The organism is Kribbella sp. NPDC051620 (assembly GCF_044453825.1).
Taxonomy (GTDB): domain Bacteria; phylum Actinomycetota; class Actinomycetes; order Propionibacteriales; family Kribbellaceae; genus Kribbella.
Genome location: NZ_JBITDB010000010.1, coordinates 140,424 through 158,621, shown reverse-complemented (window position 1 = coordinate 158,621; position 18,198 = coordinate 140,424). Strand labels below are relative to the sequence as shown.

Below are 18,198 nucleotides of genomic sequence, written 5' to 3'. Positions count from 1 at the left end.
GGGCGCGCGCCAAAGGTCATGGGGGCGGGTGGACAGAAACAAGCTAGGTCCGCCGCACAAGTAGCAGAAGAGCGTGCGCTCTAGACTTTCTAAAGAACCTTTGGTAATTATTCCTGGCGGCGGCGCAGCAAATACGTGTCCATGATCCAGCCCTTGCGCCGGCGTGCTTCCGCGCGCGCTTCGACGATCTGATCGGACACCTCGGACAGTGGTCCGGCGATCAGGAGCTCGTCCGGCGTGCCGAGGTAGGCGCCCCAGTAGATGTCGGCATCCTGGTCGGTGTGCTGCGTGAAGGCGGTCTGCGCGTCGAGCATCACGACGACGTCGTCGACGTCAGCGGGCCAGCTCTTCGCCAGCCGTCGTCCGGTGGTGATCTCGATCGGCTTGCCGACCTGGTTGAGCCCGACCCGGTGACGGGACGCGAGCGCGGAGACACTGCTGATGCCGGGGATGACCTCGATCGCGAAGGTCAGTTCGCCACGGGCCAGGATGTCGTCGAGGATCGCCAGCGTGCTGTCGTACAGCGACGGGTCGCCCCAGACCAGGAACGCGCCGACCTGACCGTCCTTGAGTTCCCTGGCGATGAGGTCCGCGCAGACGTCCGCGCGGCGGCGGCGCCAGTCGTCGACGGACTCGACGTACTCGTCGCTGCTGCGGTCCCGCTCGGGGTCCCGGCCGTAGACGACCCGGTACTCGCGCTCGCCCGCGTGCCGGCGCAGGATCTCCTCGCGCAGGTCGACCAGCTCCTGCTTGACCTCGCCTTTGTCCAGTACGAAGAACACGTCGACCTGGTTGAGCGCCTTCACGGCCTGCATCGTCACGTGGTCCGGATCGCCGGCGCCTACCCCGATGACCTTCAGCTGCATCATGGCGCCGACAGTAGTAGGGCGGCCCGGCTTGGCTGCCTGCCCAGTTACTGCTAATTTGAAAGTCACTTCGTCGAGAGGTCCCCGTGCCCACTGCGGAAGAAATGCTCAGTACTGCGTCTGTGGTCGCTCTCGGCGCCTGCCTTCGTAATGCGGCCCCTGCACTGGACCTGCCGATGGTGACCGCGGCTCCTGCTGAGCTGGCCGGCCTGGCCTTCAGTGAGCGCGGGCGGTTGGTGCGGGACGCGTTGCTGGCCGACCTGCCCGCGGAGTACGGGGCCATGGAGAAGATCTTCCGGGCGGCGCTCGATGATCCCGACCTCACCGGCTGGATGATCTGGCCGGTCACCGAGGCCGTCGCTGTCCGGGCGGTCGAGGATGATCAACTCGAGGCGGGTCTCGCCTTGACTGCGGCGCTGACGCCGCGGCTGACCGGTGAGTTCGCGCTGCGGACCTTCTTGACGGCGGATCTGGAGCGCACGCTGGCGGTGGTACTGGAATGGACCCGGCATCCGGATGAGCATGTTCGGCGGCTGGCGAGCGAAGGTACGCGCGCACGACTGCCCTGGGCCAGGCGGGTGCCTGGGCTGATCGAGCGGCCCGACGTGACGCGGCCGATTCTCGAGGCGCTGCGGCGCGACGAATCGGAGTACGTCCGGCGCTCGGTCGCCAACCACCTCAACGATCTGAGCCGTCTCGACCCTTCGTTGGCTGTCGAGATCGCCGGTGAGTGGCTCGCATCGCCGGCGCCGACGACCGAGCGGCTCGTGCGGCATGCGTTGCGTACCTTGATCAAGGCGGCCGACCCGGGAGCCCTTGCGTTGCTGGGGTTCGAGCCGCCGGCGGGGCTGGTCGTCGACGGGCCGCTGGTCGCAGTACCGGCTGTTGCTGTGGGGGAGTCGCTGGCTTTCGAGTTCAGTGCGCACAATCGTGGGGCCGGTGAGTTGCGGCTGGCGATCGACTACGTCGTGCACCACGTCAAGGCGAACGGGACGCTCGCCCCGAAGGTCTTCAAGCTCACCACCCGCACCCTCGCGCCGGGGGAGTCGGCGACGATCGCCAAACAGCACTCGTTCAAGCCGATCTTGACCCGCCGGTACTACGCCGGCGAGCACGCGCTCGAACTCCAGATCAACGGCCGGACCTTCGGCCGCTCCACCTTCACCCTCTTCACGGAAGGCAACCGATGACCATCCCCACCCCGCCCGACCCGACCGCCGCCGAGCACGCGAAGCAGCTCCCGCACTCGATCACCACCTACCTGCGCGAGGCGGACCCGGCCCACCGAGCCAACGCCCACGACCTCCTGTCGGCCTTCACCCCCGATGCCGTGGTCGTCGACGAGGAAACCACCTACACCGGCCACGACGAGATCCACCGCTGGCGCGACACCGCCGCGACCGAATACACCTACACCGTCGAGCTGACGCACGTGGAGAAACTCGACGAAACCCACTACGTCACCACCAACCACCTCGAAGGCAACTTCCCCGGCGGCGTGGTAGACCTCATCTACCGCTTCACCCTCGACCCCGAAACCAACCTCATCACCCACCTCGAAATCGCTCCCTAGCCCTCCGGCAGGTGGCGGGCGACGATGTCGAGCAGCGTCGCATGAGTGCGGGCATCCGCGGCGGCGATGACACCCAGGCCGGAGTGCAGGGGCTGTCCGCGGAGGTCGGTGACAACGCAGCCGGCCGCGCGGCACAGTGCCAGGCCCGCGGTGAAGTGCACGCTGTCGCGGAGATTTCCGTCGGTCACGTACGCCGCGCGCCTGCCCGCCGCCACCCAGGCCACGGCCAACGTGGTCGACAGGACTCGCTGACCGAACGCCTGCCGGAAGGTGTCATCGGTCAGCAGCCTCGACCCGAGGAAGTCTCCGTCGGTGATCCGATCGAGGTTGACGTCGACGAGGCGCGACTCCGCTGAGGCCGCGATCGGTTGGTCGGAACCGTCCCGCCGGACGCCTGCGGTTGCCCCATCGGTCCAGAACGTCTCGCCGGAGACTGGGTCCGCGACCGCGGCGACGGCCGTCTCCGTACCGAGTTGCAGGGCGACGTTGACCGAGAAGAGCGGAGTCCGGGCGGCGAAGTTGAGCGTCCCGCACAGCGGGTCGACGAGCCAGCGCCTCGGAGCAGTACCGTCGCCGCGGGTACCGGTCTCCTCGCCGACGATCGCGTCTTGCGGCCTGGCTCGCTGGATCAGGCCGAGAATCTCCTGCTCGGCCGCAAGATCGGTATCGGTCGCGAAGTCCGTCGCCGACTTGTCATGCCGGACGACCGGGGCGCCGTACTGCGCCCGCACCATCGCGGCACCGGCCTCCGCAGCCGCGATCGCCAGTTCGAGATCAGAATCCATCCCTCCATCCAACCCTGCGGCGGGATCGTTTGAACGAGGCCGGTCCGGGGTGTTGGCTGGAGGAAACGTCCCCGGAAGGATCCTCGATGGACATCGGTCTGCAGATTCCTGACTTCACCTGGCCGAACGGCGCCGCCGCGCTCGGCTCCGAACTCGCCGCCGTGGCCGAGACCGCCGATCGGGCCGGTTTCAGCCACTTGGCGGTGATGGACCACTTCTTCCAGATCCGCGGTGTCGGACCTGCCGAGAACGACATGCTCGAGGCCTACACGACGCTCGGCTTTCTGGCCGGGCATACCGAGCGGGTCAAGCTCTTCACGCTGATCTCCGGCGTGCACTACCGTCACCCCGGTCTGCTGGCGAAGGCGGTGACGACGCTCGACGTACTGTCCGGCGGCCGCGCGATGATCGGCATCGGCGCCGGCTGGAACGAGGAGGAGTCGCGCGGGCTCGGCTTCGACTTCCCGCCCGTCGCCGAGCGGTTCGAGCGGCTGGAGGAGACGCTCCGGTACCTGCAGCAGATGTGGAGCGACGAGGACAAGCCGTTCGAGGGCAAGCACTACCAGGCTGAGCGGCTGCTGAACGTCCCGCAGGCGCTCAGCAGGCCGCACCCGCCGATCATGGTCGGCGGCGGGGGAGAGAAGAAGACGCTCCGCCTGGTCGCGCAGTACGCGCAGTCCTGCAACCTCTTCAACACCCCCGACCTCGAGCACAAGCTCGACGTCCTCAAACAACACTGCGAGGACGTCGGCCGCGACTACGCCGAGATCACCAAAACCGTCTACCAAACCCTCGACACCGGCCCGAACGGCGAGAAGACCCAGGAACTGATCGACGAACTGGGCCGACTCCACACCCTCGGCTTCGATGTCGCCATCGGTGGCATCCCCCAGCTCCCCGACCTCGAAGCAGTAGAACGCATCGGCACGGACGTCATCCCCGCGGCCGCAGCATTCTGACAACCACCCACCCAGCCGAGCCGGCCCAGGTGCCGGCTCGGCGCGCGGTGATTGGTGGATGCTGCATCGCCAGCTTCAGCCCGAACAGCTTCTGACCTGCCGACTGTGGCAAGCCCACATCATGTGGGCTTGAACAGGAAACGGCGGGCTTGGACAGGGCACACCTTGTTCAAGGTCACCGCTAGGTGTTCATGCCCACATGATGTGGGCTTGCCGCAGTCGGGTCGAGTGCGTGGTTGTGGGGGGTTAGTTTGCGATTACTGCTGCGCCGATTCGGCCGCCGTCTACGTCGAGGACGGTGGCGTGGATGAAGGATGCTTCGTCGCTGGCGAGGTAGACGGCTGCTTGGGCGATGGCTTCCGGTGCGCCGATTCGGCCGTACGGCGTACCGGCCATCATCGCCGTCGCTGGGTGGTTCGGGTCGGTGTGGACGACGCCGGGGGAGATGGCGTTCACCCGTACGCCGGAAGGCCCGAACTCGGCTGACCAGGCGCGGGTCAACGTCTCCAGCGCGCCCTTCGAGGCGGCGTAGACGGCGCCGATCGGGATACCCAGGCGGGCTACCCAGGAGCCGAGGTTGATGATCGCGCCGCCACCCGCGGCTGCCATCGCCGGGGCGATCGCCGCCGTCAGGAAGTACGGGGACTTGACGTTGACCGCGAAGACCTGATCGAAGGTCGCCTCATCGGTATCGACCGTCGCCCCACCGTCGATCGCGCCCGCGTTGTTCACCAGTACGTCGATCCGCCCACCGAGCAACCGAGTCGCTTCCTCGGCCAACGCGCCCGCCGCCGCTTTCGAACCGTCCAGGTCGACCGCCACGAAATCGGCTGCGCCGCCTGCGGTGCGGATCTCGGCGACCACCTCGTCGCCCCGGGACTTGTTGCGGCCGGCAACGACCACGTGGGCGCCCTGGGCGGCCAGCGCGACGGCGATCGCGCGTCCGATGTTGCTGGTGGCACCGGTGACCAGTGCCGTCTTGCCTGCCAACCGCATGAGATTCTCCTCAACAGCTAAGAATGGACTGCTGGGTCCAGAATAGCATTCAAAATGGACTGCTGAGTCCAGTGTGAGCCAACCCACGGCGCGCTAGGGTGGGCGGTATGGAGCGAGTTCTGACCGCCAAGGGCGCCGCCACCCGGCAGCGGATCGTCGAAGGCGCCGCGCAGCTCATCCGTGAGCGTGGGGTCGCCAACGTCGGGCTCGACGACATCCGCGCGTCCACCGCGACGAGCAAGAGCCAGCTCTTCCACTACTTCCCCGACGGCAAGGGCGACCTCCTGGTCGCCGTCGCCCGGTACGAAGCGGAGCAGGTGATCGCCGACCAGCTGCCACAGCTCGGCGACCTCACCACCTGGCGCAAATGGCAGGCCTGGCGCCGCCGCGTGATCCAGATCTACGACGCGCAACGCGCGGCCTGCCCGTTGTCCGCGCTGACCGCCCAGCTCGGTACGGCGGACCCGGCCACCACCCGCGAGATCATCGACGGGCTGACCGACGAGTGGGCCGGCTACCTGGCGAAGGGTGTGCAGGCGCTGAAGGACTCGGGCGAGATCGACGCGCGCGTCGACGTACTGAAGGCGGCCAACGCGATCCTCGCGGCCGTCACCGGCGGCGCGACCCTGCTGCAGTCGACCAACCGCCTCAGCTACCTCGAAGACGCCCTGACCGAAGCACTCGACGGCCTCCGCCGCCCCCGAAGCTAGTCCTCGGAGCGAGTCCGCGCAGCTAGCCCTCGGAGCGAGTCCCAGCAGCTAGTCCTCCGAGACCGGCTTGCCTTCGCGCCATTCGCGTTCGAAGGGGAGTCGCCAGGCGTGCGGCGCGATCAGCTGGTGGATCGCGTTCGGTCCCCAGGTGCCGGGCGCGTACGTCTTCACCGGCGGCGGATCCTCCAGCAGCAGCGTCGAGTTCTCCCACAGCGACTCGATGCCCTCAGCCGTCGTGAACAACGTATGGTCACCGCGCATGGCGTCCAGGATCAGCCGCTCGTACGCCTCCAGTACGTCGCCCGCCGTCTCCGTCTCCTGCGTCGAGAACTGCATCGACAGCTTCTCCAGCCGCATTCCCGGCCCGGGCCGCTTGCCGTAGAAGGACAACGACACCCGCGACGAGTCCGCCAGGTCGAACGTCAGGTGGTCCGGCCCCTGCGCCCCGACGCCGGAGCCGGCCGGGAACATCGTCTTCGGCGCTTCTTTGAAGGCGATCGAGATGATCCGCATCCCCTCGGCCATCTTCTTGCCGGTCCGCAGGTAGAACGGCACGCCCGCCCAGCGCCAGTTGTCGATCCCGACCTTCATCGCGATGAACGTCTCGGTGTCGGAGTCCGGCGCGACGCCCTCCTCGCTGCGATAGCCGCCGTACTGGCCGCGAACCACATCGCTGGGCTGGATCGGCAGCATCGACCGGAAGACCTTGTTCTTCTCCTCCGAGATCGCCCGCGGCTCCAGCGCCGTCGGCGGCTCCATCGCGACGAACGCGAGCACCTGCAGGACGTGCGTGACCACCATGTCCTTGAACGCGCCGGTCGGCTCGTAGAAGGTGGCCCGCTGGTCCAGCCCGAGCGACTCGGGGATGTCGATCTGGATGTGGTCGATGAAGTTGCGGTTCCAGATCGGCTCGAACAGCCCGTTGGCGAACCGGAAGGCGAGGATGTTCTGCGCCGCCTCCTTGCCGAGGAAGTGGTCGATCCGGAAGATCTGCGACTCGTCGAAGGTCTCGTGCACGAAGTCGTTCAGCGCGATCGCCGACTGCAGGTTGTCGCCGAACGGCTTCTCCATGACCACCCGCGCCCGCTCGACCAGGTGCGCGTCGCGCAGCATCTGGATCACCGAGTGGGCCGCCTTCGGTGGTACGGACAGGTAGTGCAGCCGGCAGGCGTCCGGCCCGAGCGCGGTCTCCGCCGCCTTCACCGCGGCGGCGAGCGCGTCGGGCCCCTCCTTGGTCGAGACGTACTCCAGACGCTGCGAGAACTGGTCCCACTCGTCCTCGGTGATCTTGTGCGTGCCATAGGTGTCCACCGCGAGCCGGGCCCGGGCGCGGAACTCGTCCGAGGTCAGCTCCTCCATCGCCGTCCCGATGATCCGCACGTCGGGTGCGAACCGCGACTGCTGCAGGTACGCCAGCCCCGGCAGCAGCTTGCGCTTGGCCAGGTCACCGGTGGCTCCGAACAGCACGATCACGTGCGGCGCGAGCGGCTCCAGATCACGCCGCGACGGCCGCGCGCCCGGCGCAGGATAGGCGATCGTCTGGGTACGTGAATCGGGCATTCTCAGGTCCTCCTACGGACGACGCGGCAAACCTTGATCAGTGTAGGCGCGCCGCCTCGAAGATCGCCTGCACGAACGCCTTCGGCTTCTCCTGGGGCAGGTTGTGCCCAGCACCCCGTACTACGTGATGCACCCGGGGACCCGTGAAGTGGAAGGCCGAGGGTTTGCCATCCGTCCATGGGAAGTTGCCGTCGTCTTAGCCATCGAGCGTGACGGCGGGGACCGTGATCGGCGGCTGCTTGCGAAGCTGGGCCTCCAGTGCGTCGTACCGGGGGTCGCCGGGCTCGGTCAGCCGCCGATGGCGGTACACGTGCAGGACGACGGCGACGTAGTCCGGGTTGGTCATCAGGGAGGCGGCCCGGTCGAGGTCGGCCTCCGTGTAGTCCCAGGTGGGGGAGTTCTTGGTCCAGACGACCCGGGCGATCTCCTTGCGATTCTGGGTCAGGCCGTTCTTGCCGCGCTCGGTGGTGAAGTAGTCGAAGTACCACTGAGCGGCCTCGACGGCCGGAGCCGCTGGGATCACTGCGAGCTTGGGGTCGAGGTTCTGGACCAGGTAGCTGTTCACCGAGACCAGTGCGACGCACCGCTCGGGCCAGAGCGCAGCGGCGACGCACAGGCCGCGACCACCCCAGTCGTAGCCCGCAAAGATCGCTCGCGGGATCTGTAGCGCGTCCATGAAGGCGATCCAGTCCGACCCGAGCGCTGCCTGCTGCCCGGAGCGGAAGGTGTCGGCCGACAGGAACGTCGTCTCCCCGTGCCCCCGCAAGAACGGCGTGAGCACCCGGTACCCGGCCCGCACCAGCTCGGGTACCACATGCGTGAACGCATACGGGCTGTACGGCCAACCGTGCCCGAGCAGCACCACGCGTCCGTCGGCCGGGCCGGACTCGTAGTACGCGATATCAAGCAGGTCGGTCTGCACATGCCGCAGTCGCCCGAGCCCACCAACAGCAGCAGGTGCTGCTGAAGCAATGTTTGGTACTACGGCCGCCGCGGCGGCGCCAGCGCCGACCACCTTGCCGAAAGTCCTTCTGCTGATCATGGGTAACAGTCCTCTCATCGCAGGGAACGGAAGGCGGCGCGGAGCTCGCGGCTGAACAGCTCGGGCTCTTCCCAGGCAGCGAAGTGGCCGCCCTTGTCGACCACGTTGAAGTAGATGAGGTCGTGGTAGGCCCGGTCGGCCCAGCTGCGCGGGGTCTGGTAGATCTCGCCGGGGAAGACGGTGATCGCGGCCGGGATGGAGATGTCGACGGCGTTGAAGTTGTTCTCGCCGTTCTCCAGGTAGAGCTGCGACGACGACACTGCGGTGTTGGTGACCCAGTACAGCGTGATGTCGTCGAGCATCTCGTCCTTGGTCAGTGACCGCTCCGGGTCGCCGCCGCTGTAGGTCCACTGCGCGAACTTGTCGTACATCCACGCGGCCAGCCCGGCCGGCGAGTCGGTCAGGCCGTAGCCGAGCGTCTGCGGCCGGGTCGCCATCATCGCGGAGTACCCGGTGTTCAGCGTGTAGAAGGTCCTCAACGTGTCGAAGGCCTTCTTCTCCACCGGACCGAGCCCAGCCGGCGCGGGGTCGCCGTCGTTGAGCGCCTTCGCCACGTCCGGCGGCACCGTGGCCGGCATGTTCACGTGGATGCCGAGCAGCCCCGGGAACGCCCGGCGCGCCATCTTGTCCGAGACGACCGCGCCCCAGTCGCCGCCCTGCGACACGTACTTCGAGTAGCCCAGTCGCTTCATCAGTACGTCCCAGGCCAGGCCGATCCGGTCCGCGTTCCAGCCCTTCGCCGTCGGCCGCTCGGAGAATCCGTAGCCGGGCATCGACGGGATGACCAGGTGGAACGCGTCCGCCGCGCGGCCGCCGTACGAGGTGGGATCGGTGAGGGGACCGATCACCTTCTGCAGCTCGAGGATCGAGCCGGGCCAGCCGTGCGTGATGATCAGGGGCAGTGCGTTCGCATGCTTGGAACGGACGTGGGTGAAGTGGATGTCGAGGCCGTCGATCCTGGTGACGAACTGCGGCTGCGCGTTCAGCCTCCGCTCGACCTTGCGCCAGTCGTAGCGCGTCCCCCAGTAGTGGACGAGCTCTTGGAGCTTGGCGAGCTGGACGCCCTGGGACTGGTCGGCGACTGTCTCCTTGGCGGGCCAGCGGGTGGCCTTGATCCGGTGCCGCAAGTCGGTGAGCACATGGTCGGGTACGTTCACCCGGTACTTCCGAATGGCGGTGTCCGTTGCTGCTGCTTCGGGGCCGGCCAGCGCCTCCGTGCTGGAGAGGACTCCGGTGGAGGCCACTGTGACTGCAGCGGCTGAGGTGGCGAGGAAGGTCCGCCGCGACGGTTGTTCGGGCATGGGATGTCTCCTACGGGTAGTCAGCGCACTTACGCCTAGCAACCTAGGAGTGGCCTGCCGTGCGCCGCGCCCGTCAGGTGACGCTGACGGTGTACGTCACCCGGTCGAGCGCAGTACGGCTGGCAGATCGCCGCGCGAGGTGATGCCGAGCTTCGGGAAGATCCGGTGCAGGTGGGTGCTGACTGTCCGGTGCGAGAGGTAGAGCCGCTGGCCGATCTCGCGGTTCGTCAGGCCCTCGGCGGCGAGTTGGGCGATGCTCAGCTCGTGCGGGGTGAGTTGCTCGCGCGCATCCGGCGTACGGCGAGGGCTGGTCTCTCCGGCGGCGCGTAGCTCGCTGCGGGCTCGCTCGCTCCAGGGGATCAGGCCTAGCGCGTCGAAGGTCTCGCGTGCTGCTCGCAGGTGGACACGCGACTCCGCTGCGCGCCGGTGGCGGCGCAACCACTCGCCGAACGCCAGGTGGAGTCGCCCGCGCTCCAGCGGCCAGCCGGTGAGGTCACTGGCCAGCGCGGCCAGGAAGAGCTTCTCCGCGTCGTCGTCACTCGCCAGTGCGGCGCGGGCGTAGCGCAGGCCGATGTGCAGCGAGGGGGAGCCGGTCTGCTGCGCGTCCTTCTCCAGTCTCCGGATGATCTTGCGTGCTGCGTCCTCCTGACCACAGCGGATCGCAGCCTCGGTCAGGTCGGCGATCAGGTAGCAGCGCAGGGCTAGCTGGTACGACGGTTCGGTGAGGTCGAAGACGCGGTGCAGGTCGGCGAACGCGTCGGCGTGGCGGCCCTCGCCCAGGGCGGACAGGCCGCGGGCCAGTTGGACAGTGGCGAGGATCGGCCGGGCACCCGCGGCGAGAGCCACCTGCTCCGCCTCGGCGATCAGCACGGCGGCTTCGGCGTACAGGCCGCGGAGGGCTGCGATCTCGGCCTGGGCGGACAGCGCGAAGCCGTACATGAAGGTCTGGTGCGTCTCCTGCGCGAGCCGGGCCGCTTCCTCGGCTGCCGGCAGTGCGACGTCGAGGTTGCCCAGGCGGGTGGCGCTGCAGGCGTGTACGGCTAGGGCGCGGGCCAGCAGGCCGAGGCGGCCCTGCGTCCGGAGGCCGGCCGCTGCGGATGCCGAGAACCTGGCTGACAGCTCGAAGGCGCCGATCTGCAGGGCGGCGCTGCCGAGGAATCGCTCGACCTCCGGGTCGCCGCCGGTCTGCCCGGCCAGCTCCATCAGTCCGGCCGCGACCGCCTTGCCGCGCTCGATCGGTGCGACGTAGGCGAGGATCGCGATCAGCCGGGGGTCGTGTTCGTCGAGCGGGAGGCTGTCGGCGACGTCGAGCAGATGCTGGCGTGCCTCGGCGCCGGGCTCAGCCCAGAAGCAGCGCATCCCGGCACCCCACAGGATCCGCATCGCGAGATCGAGATCGCCGTCCTCGTAGACCGAACGCGCCAGCTTGGCCAGCTCGATCGGCCCCGCCGTGTCGTCGACCAGCCCATCATCGAAACTGCTCCGGATCCAGGTCGCCCGAGCCTGATGCTGAAACGACAGATCCTCTCTGGACGCTTCGGTGAGCAGCCGCTCCACGAGGTCGGGCCGTCCCGCCTCGACGCTCAGATCAGCCGCCCGGAGCAGCCGATCAGCACGCGACTCGGCACTCTCACTCAGCCGCGCAGCCTCCTCCAACGCCGCGATAGCCGCCCCAACCCCACCCCGGTACCGCGCCCGCTCGGCCGCCTTGGTGAGTGTGCTCGCGATGCTCTCGTCAGGCGCCTGAGCCGCCGCCGCCAAATGCCAGGCCCGCCGCTCCGGATCCTTCACCAACTCGTCGGCCAACGCCCGATGAGCCGCCTGCCGCTCGGCGACGCCGGCGGTCTGGACGATCGCCGACCGCACCAACGGATGCCGAAAAACCAACCGACTGCCTGCGGCCCATCCTCGCCCGGTCCCGCTCGACCCGGTCCCGCTCGACCCGGAGCCGATCGGACCGGCCTCGATCAGCCCGGCCTCGATGGCCGGCGTGAGTGTCTCGATGTCGACCGGGGTGCCGGCCCGCGCGGCGCTCGCGGCTTCGTACATCTCGGTGAGCGAGCCGCGGTCGTTGAGTGCGGCAACCAACAGGCACATCCGGGTGTCGGCCGGGAGCGTCGAGATCCTTGCGCCGAAGGCGTGCTCCAGTCTCGTGTTCAGTGGCAATGTGGCCTTCAGCAACGAGTCTGCCTGGATTGTGGCAGGTAGCTCGGTCAAGGCGAGTGGGTTGCCTGCCGCCTCGGCCAGCAATCGGTCGCGGACGGGTGGCCCCAGCGCCGGGGCGACCTCGTCGAGCAGGGCCGAGGCGACCTCATCGGTGAGCGGCTCGACGTGGAGGGACGGGAGTTCGGCGTCGAGCTGGCTGGGGATGCCGTCGCGGACGGTGGCGATCAGCACGATCGGCTCCGAGTCCAGCCGGCGCGCCACGAAGGCGAGCACGTCGGCGCTCGCCTGGTCGAGCCAGTGGGCGTCCTCGGCCAGGAGCAGGAGCGGAGTACCGGTGTCGGAGAGCAGGTTGAGCGCTGCCATTCCAACCAGGTAGAGGTCTGGGATGTCGCCATCGGCGAGGCAGAGCGCGATTCGGAGGGCTTCGCGTTGCGATCCCGGGAGGGCGTCGATTCCCTTCCGCACGGGATGCAGTAGCTGGTGCAGGCCGGCGTACGGGAAGTTCTGCTCGGACTCCGAGCCGGTGACGGACAAGACCTTCGCACCGGCCGCTCTGGCTTGGGCGGCGGCCTCGGCGGCCAGTGCGGACTTCCCGATGCCGGCGGCGCCGCGGATCACCAGGGCGCCACCGAACTCGGTGATCCCGGCAACAAGCGCGCTCAGCCGTTCCTGCTCCGCCGTCCGCCCGAGAAGTGTCCGCACAGTGCTGAGTGTGGCATGGCAGGACAAAGGTCAAGGCGCGCCTGGTAAGACCTTCATCAGCCCTTCACAGGGCGCCCGGGTGACAGCATCAGGCCAGCGCAGCCGCACACCACTCAGCCAGACCTAGGCTCTTGCGCATGCAGCTTCGGCACAGCTTCCTGGCTCTCGTCCTTGCGGCCCTCGCCGTCACCGCGTCCGGCTGCGGCGCGCACGATGGACCGGACCCTGCCCCCAACCTGCTGGGTGAATACCTCAAGTCCACTGACGTCAAGAACGACCGCTTCCCCAGCACCGGTGGCTCCAGCGAAGACCGGATGGCCAACTTCGCCGCGTACTACACGGTGGACCAGTTGCAGGCCCGCCTGATGCTGGCCTTCCCGTGCAGCAACGACGGACAGGACAGCCGCAGCGGCGGGTACTTCGACACCTCGTGTACTCCGAGCACAGCGGCCGCGGGGACCGCTGAACGCCTCGGCGGCAAGCTCAACGCCCGGGTGCTCATCGTGAAACACAAGGACGGCTCGCTGGAGCTGTTCACCGTCTATCTTGCGGGTGGTCAGGCAATCGACGAGACCGGCCGGACGTATGCCGATCTGAAGGAGTTCCGCAGCACCAACGAACTCATCTCCTCCTCCGACCTCGTCCTTGCCCCGGCCAACCTGACTGCCATCCCCGGCCAGGGACAGGTCGTCACCGTCTACGGCCACACCAAACCCACCTGGCCTTGGTACGTCGCCGGATCCCTGGTCGTCCTACTTGTCCTGGGCCTGGCCGTGGGTCAGCGGCGGCGTAGGTGGGCGTGCTCGATCGCCGGTGGGGTGGCGTTGTAGTTGTCGGCCGGGTCCAGCTCGGTGCCGGGCGGGACGATCTCGTCGATCCGGTCGAGCACATCGGCGGACAGGTCGAGCTCTGCGGCCGGCAGCAGGCTGTCGAGTTGCTCCTGGGTGCGCGGGCCGATCAGTACCGACGTCACCGCCGGGTGCGCCCGGACGAACGCGATGGCCAGCTGCGGCAGCGTCATCCCGGCCTCGGCGGCCAGTGCGCTGAGCTTGCCGACCGCGGCCGCCTTCGCGGCACCGGTCACAGTGGTGGGGTCGTAGTGGTTCGGCCGCGTCGACGCTCGGTGCGACGACAGCAGGTCCGCCCGACCGGACAGCCAGCCGCCATTGAGCGGGCTGAAGGTCAGTACGCCGAGGTTGTGCCGCTGGGCCACCGGGAAGACGCTGGCCTCCGGGCGCCGGGTGAAGATCGAGTACATGAGCTGCTCGGTCAGGAACCCGTGCGTACTCCGCCGCTCCGCGGCCCACTGAGCCTCGACGATGGTCTCGGCCGGGAACATCGACGACCCGAACGCCCGGATCTTGCCCGCCTGGACGAGGTCCGACAGGGCAGCCAGCGTCTCGGCCACATCCGTGTCGTGGTCCGGGCGATGGAGCTGGTACAGGTCGAGGTGGTCGGTGCCGAGCCGGCGCAGGCTGTTCTCGACCGACTGGATGATCCACCGGCGGGACGCGCCGCGCTGGTTCGGGTCGGTACCCATCGGCAGGCCGAACTTGCTGGCCAGCACGACGTCGTCGCGCCGGCCCTTGATCGCCGTACCGACGATCTCCTCGGACTCACCGGCGGAGTAGACGTCAGCGGTGTCGATCAGGTTGATGCCGGCGTCGAGGGCGCTGTGGATGATCCGGACCGAGTCCTCGTGGTCCGGGTTGCCCATCGCGCCGAACATCATCGCGCCGAGGCTGAGATCGCTGACCGAGATGCCGGTGCCGCCGAGAATTCTGCGGTTCATGGGAATGCCTTTCTGTCGATACCTCGATCAGACCACCGGTCGGCGGGGAGGTGTGAGCCTGATGCTGGCGCCGGCTTGCGCGATCCTGGCGACTTCGGAGGACACTGGGGGAGTGGACCTGCTCGAAGAGCTCCGGACGCTGATCCTGCGGCACGCCGCCGGGCAGCGCGGGCACAGCCGGCACCTGCTGGACGGCGTACAGGTCAGCAGGGTCGACGCGCCGACCGAGCTGACCGCCGGCGTGGCCGAGCCGTCGGTCGCGATTGTTGCCTCAGGCGTCAAACTGACGCTGCTCAACGGGGTCGCCTACGAATACAGTGCCGGGCAGTTCCTGGTCACCTCGCTGGACCTGCCGGTGATCGGCCAGGCGCTGAAGGCGAGCCCGGACGAGCCGTTCGCCGTGGTCAGCATCCGGCTCGATCCGCTGGAGATCGCGCCGCTGCTGCTCGAGACGCCGGCCCGGCCACCGCAGTACGGCGGCATGGTGGTCAGCGACGCGACGGACGACCTGCTCGATCCGGTCGTCCGGCTGCTGCGGATCGCCGACCGGCCGGACGACGTACGGGTGCTGGGGCCGGGCATCCGGCGCGAGATCCTGTGGCGGCTGCTCCTCGGCGACCAGGGCGCGCTGGTCCAGCAGATCGGGCTGGCCGACGGCATGCTCGCCCACATCTCGGACGCGATCCGCTGGATTCGCCGGCACCACAACGAGCCGATCCGGGTGGCCGAGCTGGCGGAGCTGGCCGGGATGAGCGTGTCGACCTTCCATCGGCACTTCCTGGCCGCGACCTCGATGACGCCGATCCAGTTCCAGAAGCAGCTACGGCTGCAGGAGGCCAGGGTGCTGCTTCGCACCCAGCCGCTGACGGCCGCCGAGGTCGCGTACCAGGTCGGCTATACCAGCCCGGCCCACTTCACCCGGACGTACCACAAGGCCTTCGGGCGTACGCCGGCCGAGGACCGAACCCCTTAAGACATGAGGCCTTCATAGGCTGCGAACGCCATGCTCAGCCCCCGGTCATCCCCCAGCACGTCTTCCTCCAGCATCTGGTTCATCACGTAGGCGACGGTGAGACGGGCCTCGAGGTCGACCATGACCAGCGAGCCGCCCCAACCACCCCAGCTACAGGTGCGGCTCTGCAACAGCGCATAGCCCATCCCGTACCGCACCCGCCGGCCAAGCACCTCGTCCTCACCGGAGAACTGCTGCTCCAGCACCCGCTCGGCACCGGCCGCCGACAGCAACCGCACCCCACGAGCCTCACCACCACAGGCCAGCACGGACTGCACGGCCGCCACCGACCGCGCATTGCCGAACCCGTTCGCCGACGGGATCTCAGCCCGCCGCCACGCCTCGGTATTGGCGATCTCGGCCGGTATCGGCGGATTGCCGGGCCCGGCCGCCTCCAGCTCCGGCGCTCTGGTCGTCGCAGGGATGAGCGGAGCGATCCGGTGGTCGTGCTCGGCCGGCAACCCGAGGTGGAAGTCCGCCCCGAGCGGCCCGGCGACCTCCTCGGCGAAGAAGGTGCCGAGGCTGCGTCCGGTCGCGCGGCGGACGACCTCGCCGATCAGATATCCCTGGGTGACCGCGTGGTAGGCACCGACCGTCCCGGGCGGCGAGCTCGGCGCCTGCTCGGCCAGCAGGCTGGTGAGAGTCGACCAGTCGTAGAGCTGCTCGGTCCGCAACGGCTCGCTCCAGGCGGCCAATCCCGCGGTGTGCCCGAGCACGTGCCTGACCAGCACCTTCTCCTTGCCCATCGTCGCGAACTCGGGCCAGTACTTCGCCACTGGTGCGTCCAGGTCGAGTACGCCGCGATCCGCAAGCACCAACGCACACAGGGCACTCATCGTCTTCGTGGTCGAGAAGACACAGGTGATCGTGTCCCGCTCCCACGGCCGGGTGCGCTCCACATCGGCGTACCCGCCCCACAGATCGACCACCGGCTCATCACCCAGATAAACCGCAACCGACGCCCCCACGTCCTTGTCGTCCAGCGACGCCACAAACGCATCCCTGACCGCCCCGAATCGCGCGTCGCAGATCCCCTCAACCTCACCCATGAGACCCATCAAACGCGGCTTCGGCCCGTCCACCAACCGGTTTGTTCGGTGAGAAGCACGAAAGCCCGTGACCAGTCAGGTCACGGGCTTCTTGCGTCGGCGCCCCCGGCAGGATTCGAACCTGCGCACCCGCCTCCGGAGGGCGGTGCTCTATCCCCTGAGCTACGGGGGCTCAGGAACGAGCAGAACATTAGCAGGAATTTTGGCCCAGGTTTGCACCGGGGGAGACCCTGGTCGATCCCTGGGTCTTCTGCGCGGAGGGATCTTGCTGGGTACTGGACTCGTCATAGTGGGCGTAACCCCAAGTACCGAAAGGAAAAACAACTCATGGCCAGCTCTTTGGTACGTCCGGTCGACGGCCGCATGGTCGGTGGTGTCTGTGCGGGTCTGGCGCGCCGGTTCGGCGTCTCGGCGAACACGATGCGGGTCATCTTCGTGGCCAGCTGCATCATCATCCCCGGCTCGCAGATCCTGATCTACCCGATCCTCTGGGCGCTGATCCCGTCCGAGAGGTGACATGAAACCCTGCTCTTCATGAGAGCGGGTCTGCTGGTGGTCGCCGTCACACTGACACTGGTACCGGCGGTGAGCGGCTGCCAGGTCGGTCCGGCGCAACCCGGGCCGGCGGAGCTGAGGACGAGCGCGCCCCCGTGGAGCGCGCCACGGGACGCGGTCTCGTACGTCGACAAGGCCGGGATGGAGCGGTTGCCGCTCGACTTCAGCGGCCCGGCGCCGTACACGCTGAAGCTGTCCGTCACGGTCGACGGCAAGCCGGTCGAGATCCCGGCCGACATCGGCGTCGACCGGCTCCGCGCCGAGCAGGCGGCGGTGCACACGCACGGTACCGACGGAGTGCTGTGGGTCGAGGCGAAGACCAAGGCCGAGCGCCCGACGCTGAACCAGTTCTTCACCCTGTGGGGCATCCGGTACGACGACCACTGCCTGGCCGACGCCTGTGGCTCGCTGACCGTCACCGTCAACGGCGAGAAGGCCGCCTGGGACACCAAGCTCCCCCGCGAAAGCGTCGTCCAGGTCGAAGCGAAGCACTGACCTGAGTGGCAGGAAGCAGTCAACCGCCCCTGAGATCCCCTAAGGCCCGCTTGACTGCCGGTATGGACACCAAGCTCGCGCTCGTGGCGACCGTCGTCGCCACACTCACCCTGGCCGGCTGCGGCAGCTCCTCGGACGACAAGGGCACGGCCGCCACCACACCCCCAAGCCCCACGGCCACCCTCACTCCAGGCCCCGGCGACACCCCGCCACCGGACACCACCAGTACGCCGACCGCGACCCCGTCGACGCCTGCTGCCCCCAAGTCGTCCATCCCGCCGAGGCCCACGGCTCCGCCTGCCAAGCCCCTTCCCAAGGCAGCCGACGGGACCAACTACAAGGCCTGCGCCGACTCCCGCTGTGAGGTCTCGGTCCGTACCGGCACCCGCCTCCCCGTCAAGCGGAGCACCCTGGGCTTCACCAGCACCCTGAAGATCGATCGCGTGAGCGATGGCACGGTCGCCTACAGCGCCCAGGGTGGCTGCTGCAGCCTCAGCACCAGCGCCCAGGGCCCCGGCCAGAGCTACATCCTCAACAACCTCAAGGTGACCACCGTCGCCGTCTCCGGCAAAACGGCCGTTCTCCGCCTCAAACCCGCCTGAGCGGACGCCTGGGAGCGTCGTCGTACCGGGCTG

18 protein-coding genes and 1 tRNA gene are annotated in these 18,198 nt (G+C 68.3%); 9 read left to right on the top strand and 10 right to left on the bottom strand.

Annotated elements, in window-relative coordinates; translation table 11 throughout:
- Window positions 1-107: 107 nt before the first annotated feature.
- Window positions 108-869 (bottom strand): precorrin-6A synthase (deacetylating), encoded by a 762-nt coding sequence (gene cobF, locus ACIA12_RS38710; protein WP_396372444.1) that lies wholly within the window; start codon window positions 867-869, stop codon window positions 108-110.
- Window positions 870-952: 83 nt separating this feature from the next.
- On the opposite strand from cobF, the gene ACIA12_RS38705 reads away from it, so the two are divergent.
- The gene (locus ACIA12_RS38705) at window positions 953-2,056 is read left to right on the top strand and encodes a DNA alkylation repair protein (RefSeq protein ID WP_396372443.1); all 1,104 of its coding nucleotides are present in this window, start codon (window positions 953-955) and stop codon (window positions 2,054-2,056) included.
- Window positions 2,053-2,439, top strand: coding sequence for a hypothetical protein (locus tag ACIA12_RS38700; protein WP_396372442.1), 387 nt, complete (start codon window positions 2,053-2,055; stop codon window positions 2,437-2,439). The genes ACIA12_RS38705 and ACIA12_RS38700 overlap by 4 nt, the downstream gene beginning before the upstream one ends.
- Here the strand turns inward: ACIA12_RS38700 and ACIA12_RS38695 are convergent.
- Window positions 2,436-3,224 (bottom strand): inositol monophosphatase family protein, encoded by a 789-nt coding sequence (locus ACIA12_RS38695; protein ID WP_396372441.1) that lies wholly within the window; start codon window positions 3,222-3,224, stop codon window positions 2,436-2,438. The genes ACIA12_RS38700 and ACIA12_RS38695 overlap by 4 nt on opposite strands.
- Window positions 3,225-3,310: 86 nt before the next feature.
- On the opposite strand from ACIA12_RS38695, the gene ACIA12_RS38690 reads away from it, so the two are divergent.
- Window positions 3,311-4,183 carry an LLM class F420-dependent oxidoreductase gene (locus tag ACIA12_RS38690; protein WP_396372440.1) on the top strand — a complete coding sequence of 291 codons (873 nt, stop codon included), beginning with the start codon at window positions 3,311-3,313 and terminating at the stop codon, window positions 4,181-4,183.
- A gap of 246 nt (window positions 4,184-4,429) precedes the next feature.
- Here the strand turns inward: ACIA12_RS38690 and ACIA12_RS38685 are convergent, their stop codons facing one another.
- Window positions 4,430-5,179 carry an SDR family NAD(P)-dependent oxidoreductase gene (locus ACIA12_RS38685; RefSeq protein WP_396372439.1) on the bottom strand — a complete coding sequence of 250 codons (750 nt, stop codon included), beginning with the start codon at window positions 5,177-5,179 and terminating at the stop codon, window positions 4,430-4,432.
- Window positions 5,180-5,286: 107 nt separating this feature from the next.
- Between ACIA12_RS38685 and ACIA12_RS38680 the strand changes: the two genes are divergently transcribed.
- Entirely contained in the window at window positions 5,287-5,889 is a 603-nt protein-coding gene (locus ACIA12_RS38680; RefSeq protein ID WP_396372438.1) for a TetR/AcrR family transcriptional regulator, read from the top strand.
- 48 nt (window positions 5,890-5,937) lie between these two features.
- Here ACIA12_RS38680 and zwf read toward each other — a convergent pair whose 3' ends face one another.
- The 4 genes from zwf to ACIA12_RS38660 form a co-directional block, all read right to left on the bottom strand.
- Window positions 5,938-7,449, bottom strand: a complete 1,512-nt coding sequence (gene zwf, locus ACIA12_RS38675) for a glucose-6-phosphate dehydrogenase (RefSeq protein WP_396372437.1) — start codon at window positions 7,447-7,449, stop codon at window positions 5,938-5,940.
- 196 nt (window positions 7,450-7,645) lie between these two features.
- Window positions 7,646-8,491 (bottom strand): alpha/beta fold hydrolase, encoded by an 846-nt coding sequence (locus ACIA12_RS38670; protein ID WP_396372436.1) that lies wholly within the window; start codon window positions 8,489-8,491, stop codon window positions 7,646-7,648.
- 14 nt (window positions 8,492-8,505) lie between these two features.
- A complete protein-coding gene (locus tag ACIA12_RS38665; RefSeq protein ID WP_396372435.1) occupies window positions 8,506-9,792 on the bottom strand; it encodes an epoxide hydrolase family protein in 1,287 nt (428 codons plus the stop codon).
- A 96-nt stretch (window positions 9,793-9,888) separates the two neighbouring features.
- The gene (locus ACIA12_RS38660) at window positions 9,889-12,660 is read right to left on the bottom strand and encodes an AAA family ATPase (RefSeq protein ID WP_396372434.1); all 2,772 of its coding nucleotides are present in this window, start codon (window positions 12,658-12,660) and stop codon (window positions 9,889-9,891) included.
- 137 nt (window positions 12,661-12,797) lie between these two features.
- Here ACIA12_RS38660 and ACIA12_RS38655 point away from each other — a divergent pair, with 137 nt between their 5' ends.
- Window positions 12,798-13,490, top strand: a complete 693-nt coding sequence (locus ACIA12_RS38655) for a hypothetical protein (RefSeq protein WP_396372433.1) — start codon at window positions 12,798-12,800, stop codon at window positions 13,488-13,490.
- Here the strand turns inward: ACIA12_RS38655 and ACIA12_RS38650 are convergent.
- Window positions 13,439-14,452, bottom strand: coding sequence for an aldo/keto reductase (locus ACIA12_RS38650; RefSeq protein ID WP_396372432.1), 1,014 nt, complete (start codon window positions 14,450-14,452; stop codon window positions 13,439-13,441). The two genes, ACIA12_RS38655 and ACIA12_RS38650, sit on opposite strands and share 52 nt — an antisense overlap.
- A 61-nt stretch (window positions 14,453-14,513) precedes the next feature.
- On the opposite strand from ACIA12_RS38650, the gene ACIA12_RS38645 reads away from it, so the two are divergent.
- Window positions 14,514-15,425, top strand: coding sequence for an AraC family transcriptional regulator N-terminal domain-containing protein (locus ACIA12_RS38645; protein ID WP_396372431.1), 912 nt, complete (start codon window positions 14,514-14,516; stop codon window positions 15,423-15,425).
- Here ACIA12_RS38645 and ACIA12_RS38640 read toward each other — a convergent pair.
- Together ACIA12_RS38640 and ACIA12_RS38635 are read right to left on the bottom strand one after the other, a co-directional pair.
- Complete coding sequence (locus tag ACIA12_RS38640) at window positions 15,422-16,513, bottom strand: serine hydrolase domain-containing protein (RefSeq protein WP_396372430.1); 1,092 nt, start codon at window positions 16,511-16,513, stop codon at window positions 15,422-15,424. The two genes, ACIA12_RS38645 and ACIA12_RS38640, sit on opposite strands and share 4 nt — an antisense overlap.
- Before the next feature lie 100 nt (window positions 16,514-16,613).
- Window positions 16,614-16,685: transfer RNA gene (locus ACIA12_RS38635), tRNA-Arg, on the bottom strand.
- A gap of 155 nt (window positions 16,686-16,840) precedes the next feature.
- Between ACIA12_RS38635 and ACIA12_RS38630 the strand changes: the two genes are divergently transcribed.
- The 3 genes from ACIA12_RS38630 to ACIA12_RS38620 all read left to right on the top strand — a co-directional run bounded on the left by ACIA12_RS38630 (window position 16,841) and on the right by ACIA12_RS38620 (window position 18,165).
- A complete protein-coding gene (locus ACIA12_RS38630; protein WP_396372429.1) occupies window positions 16,841-17,029 on the top strand; it encodes a PspC domain-containing protein in 189 nt (62 codons plus the stop codon).
- Window positions 17,030-17,047: 18 nt separating this feature from the next.
- Complete coding sequence (locus ACIA12_RS38625) at window positions 17,048-17,563, top strand: hypothetical protein (protein ID WP_396372428.1); 516 nt, start codon at window positions 17,048-17,050, stop codon at window positions 17,561-17,563.
- 62 nt (window positions 17,564-17,625) lie between these two features.
- Window positions 17,626-18,165 (top strand): hypothetical protein, encoded by a 540-nt coding sequence (locus ACIA12_RS38620; protein ID WP_396372427.1) that lies wholly within the window; start codon window positions 17,626-17,628, stop codon window positions 18,163-18,165.
- Window positions 18,166-18,198: the final 33 nt, after the last annotated feature.

Excerpts from the sequence above, each read along its gene's own strand:
- ACIA12_RS38655 (WP_396372433.1), top strand. The coding sequence starts at position 12,798 with ATGCAGCTTCGGCACAGCTTCCTGGCTCTCGTCCTTGCGGCCCTCGCC.
- ACIA12_RS38680 (WP_396372438.1), top strand. The coding sequence starts at position 5,287 with ATGGAGCGAGTTCTGACCGCCAAGGGCGCCGCCACCCGGCAGCGGATC.
- ACIA12_RS38670 (WP_396372436.1), bottom strand. The coding sequence starts at position 8,491 with ATGATCAGCAGAAGGACTTTCGGCAAGGTGGTCGGCGCTGGCGCCGCC.
- ACIA12_RS38690 (WP_396372440.1), top strand. The coding sequence starts at position 3,311 with ATGGACATCGGTCTGCAGATTCCTGACTTCACCTGGCCGAACGGCGCC.
- ACIA12_RS38640 (WP_396372430.1), bottom strand. The coding sequence starts at position 16,513 with ATGGGTGAGGTTGAGGGGATCTGCGACGCGCGATTCGGGGCGGTCAGG.
- ACIA12_RS38700 (WP_396372442.1), top strand. The coding sequence starts at position 2,053 with ATGACCATCCCCACCCCGCCCGACCCGACCGCCGCCGAGCACGCGAAG.
- ACIA12_RS38645 (WP_396372431.1), top strand. The coding sequence starts at position 14,514 with ATGCTGGCGCCGGCTTGCGCGATCCTGGCGACTTCGGAGGACACTGGG.
- ACIA12_RS38685 (WP_396372439.1), bottom strand. The coding sequence starts at position 5,179 with ATGCGGTTGGCAGGCAAGACGGCACTGGTCACCGGTGCCACCAGCAAC.
- ACIA12_RS38630 (WP_396372429.1), top strand. The coding sequence starts at position 16,841 with ATGGCCAGCTCTTTGGTACGTCCGGTCGACGGCCGCATGGTCGGTGGT.
- zwf (WP_396372437.1), bottom strand. The coding sequence starts at position 7,449 with ATGCCCGATTCACGTACCCAGACGATCGCCTATCCTGCGCCGGGCGCG.
- ACIA12_RS38620 (WP_396372427.1), top strand. The coding sequence starts at position 17,626 with ATGGACACCAAGCTCGCGCTCGTGGCGACCGTCGTCGCCACACTCACC.
- ACIA12_RS38665 (WP_396372435.1), bottom strand. The coding sequence starts at position 9,792 with ATGCCCGAACAACCGTCGCGGCGGACCTTCCTCGCCACCTCAGCCGCT.
- ACIA12_RS38650 (WP_396372432.1), bottom strand. The coding sequence starts at position 14,452 with ATGAACCGCAGAATTCTCGGCGGCACCGGCATCTCGGTCAGCGATCTC.
- cobF (WP_396372444.1), bottom strand. The coding sequence starts at position 869 with ATGATGCAGCTGAAGGTCATCGGGGTAGGCGCCGGCGATCCGGACCAC.
- ACIA12_RS38695 (WP_396372441.1), bottom strand. The coding sequence starts at position 3,224 with ATGGATTCTGATCTCGAACTGGCGATCGCGGCTGCGGAGGCCGGTGCC.
- ACIA12_RS38625 (WP_396372428.1), top strand. The coding sequence starts at position 17,048 with ATGAGAGCGGGTCTGCTGGTGGTCGCCGTCACACTGACACTGGTACCG.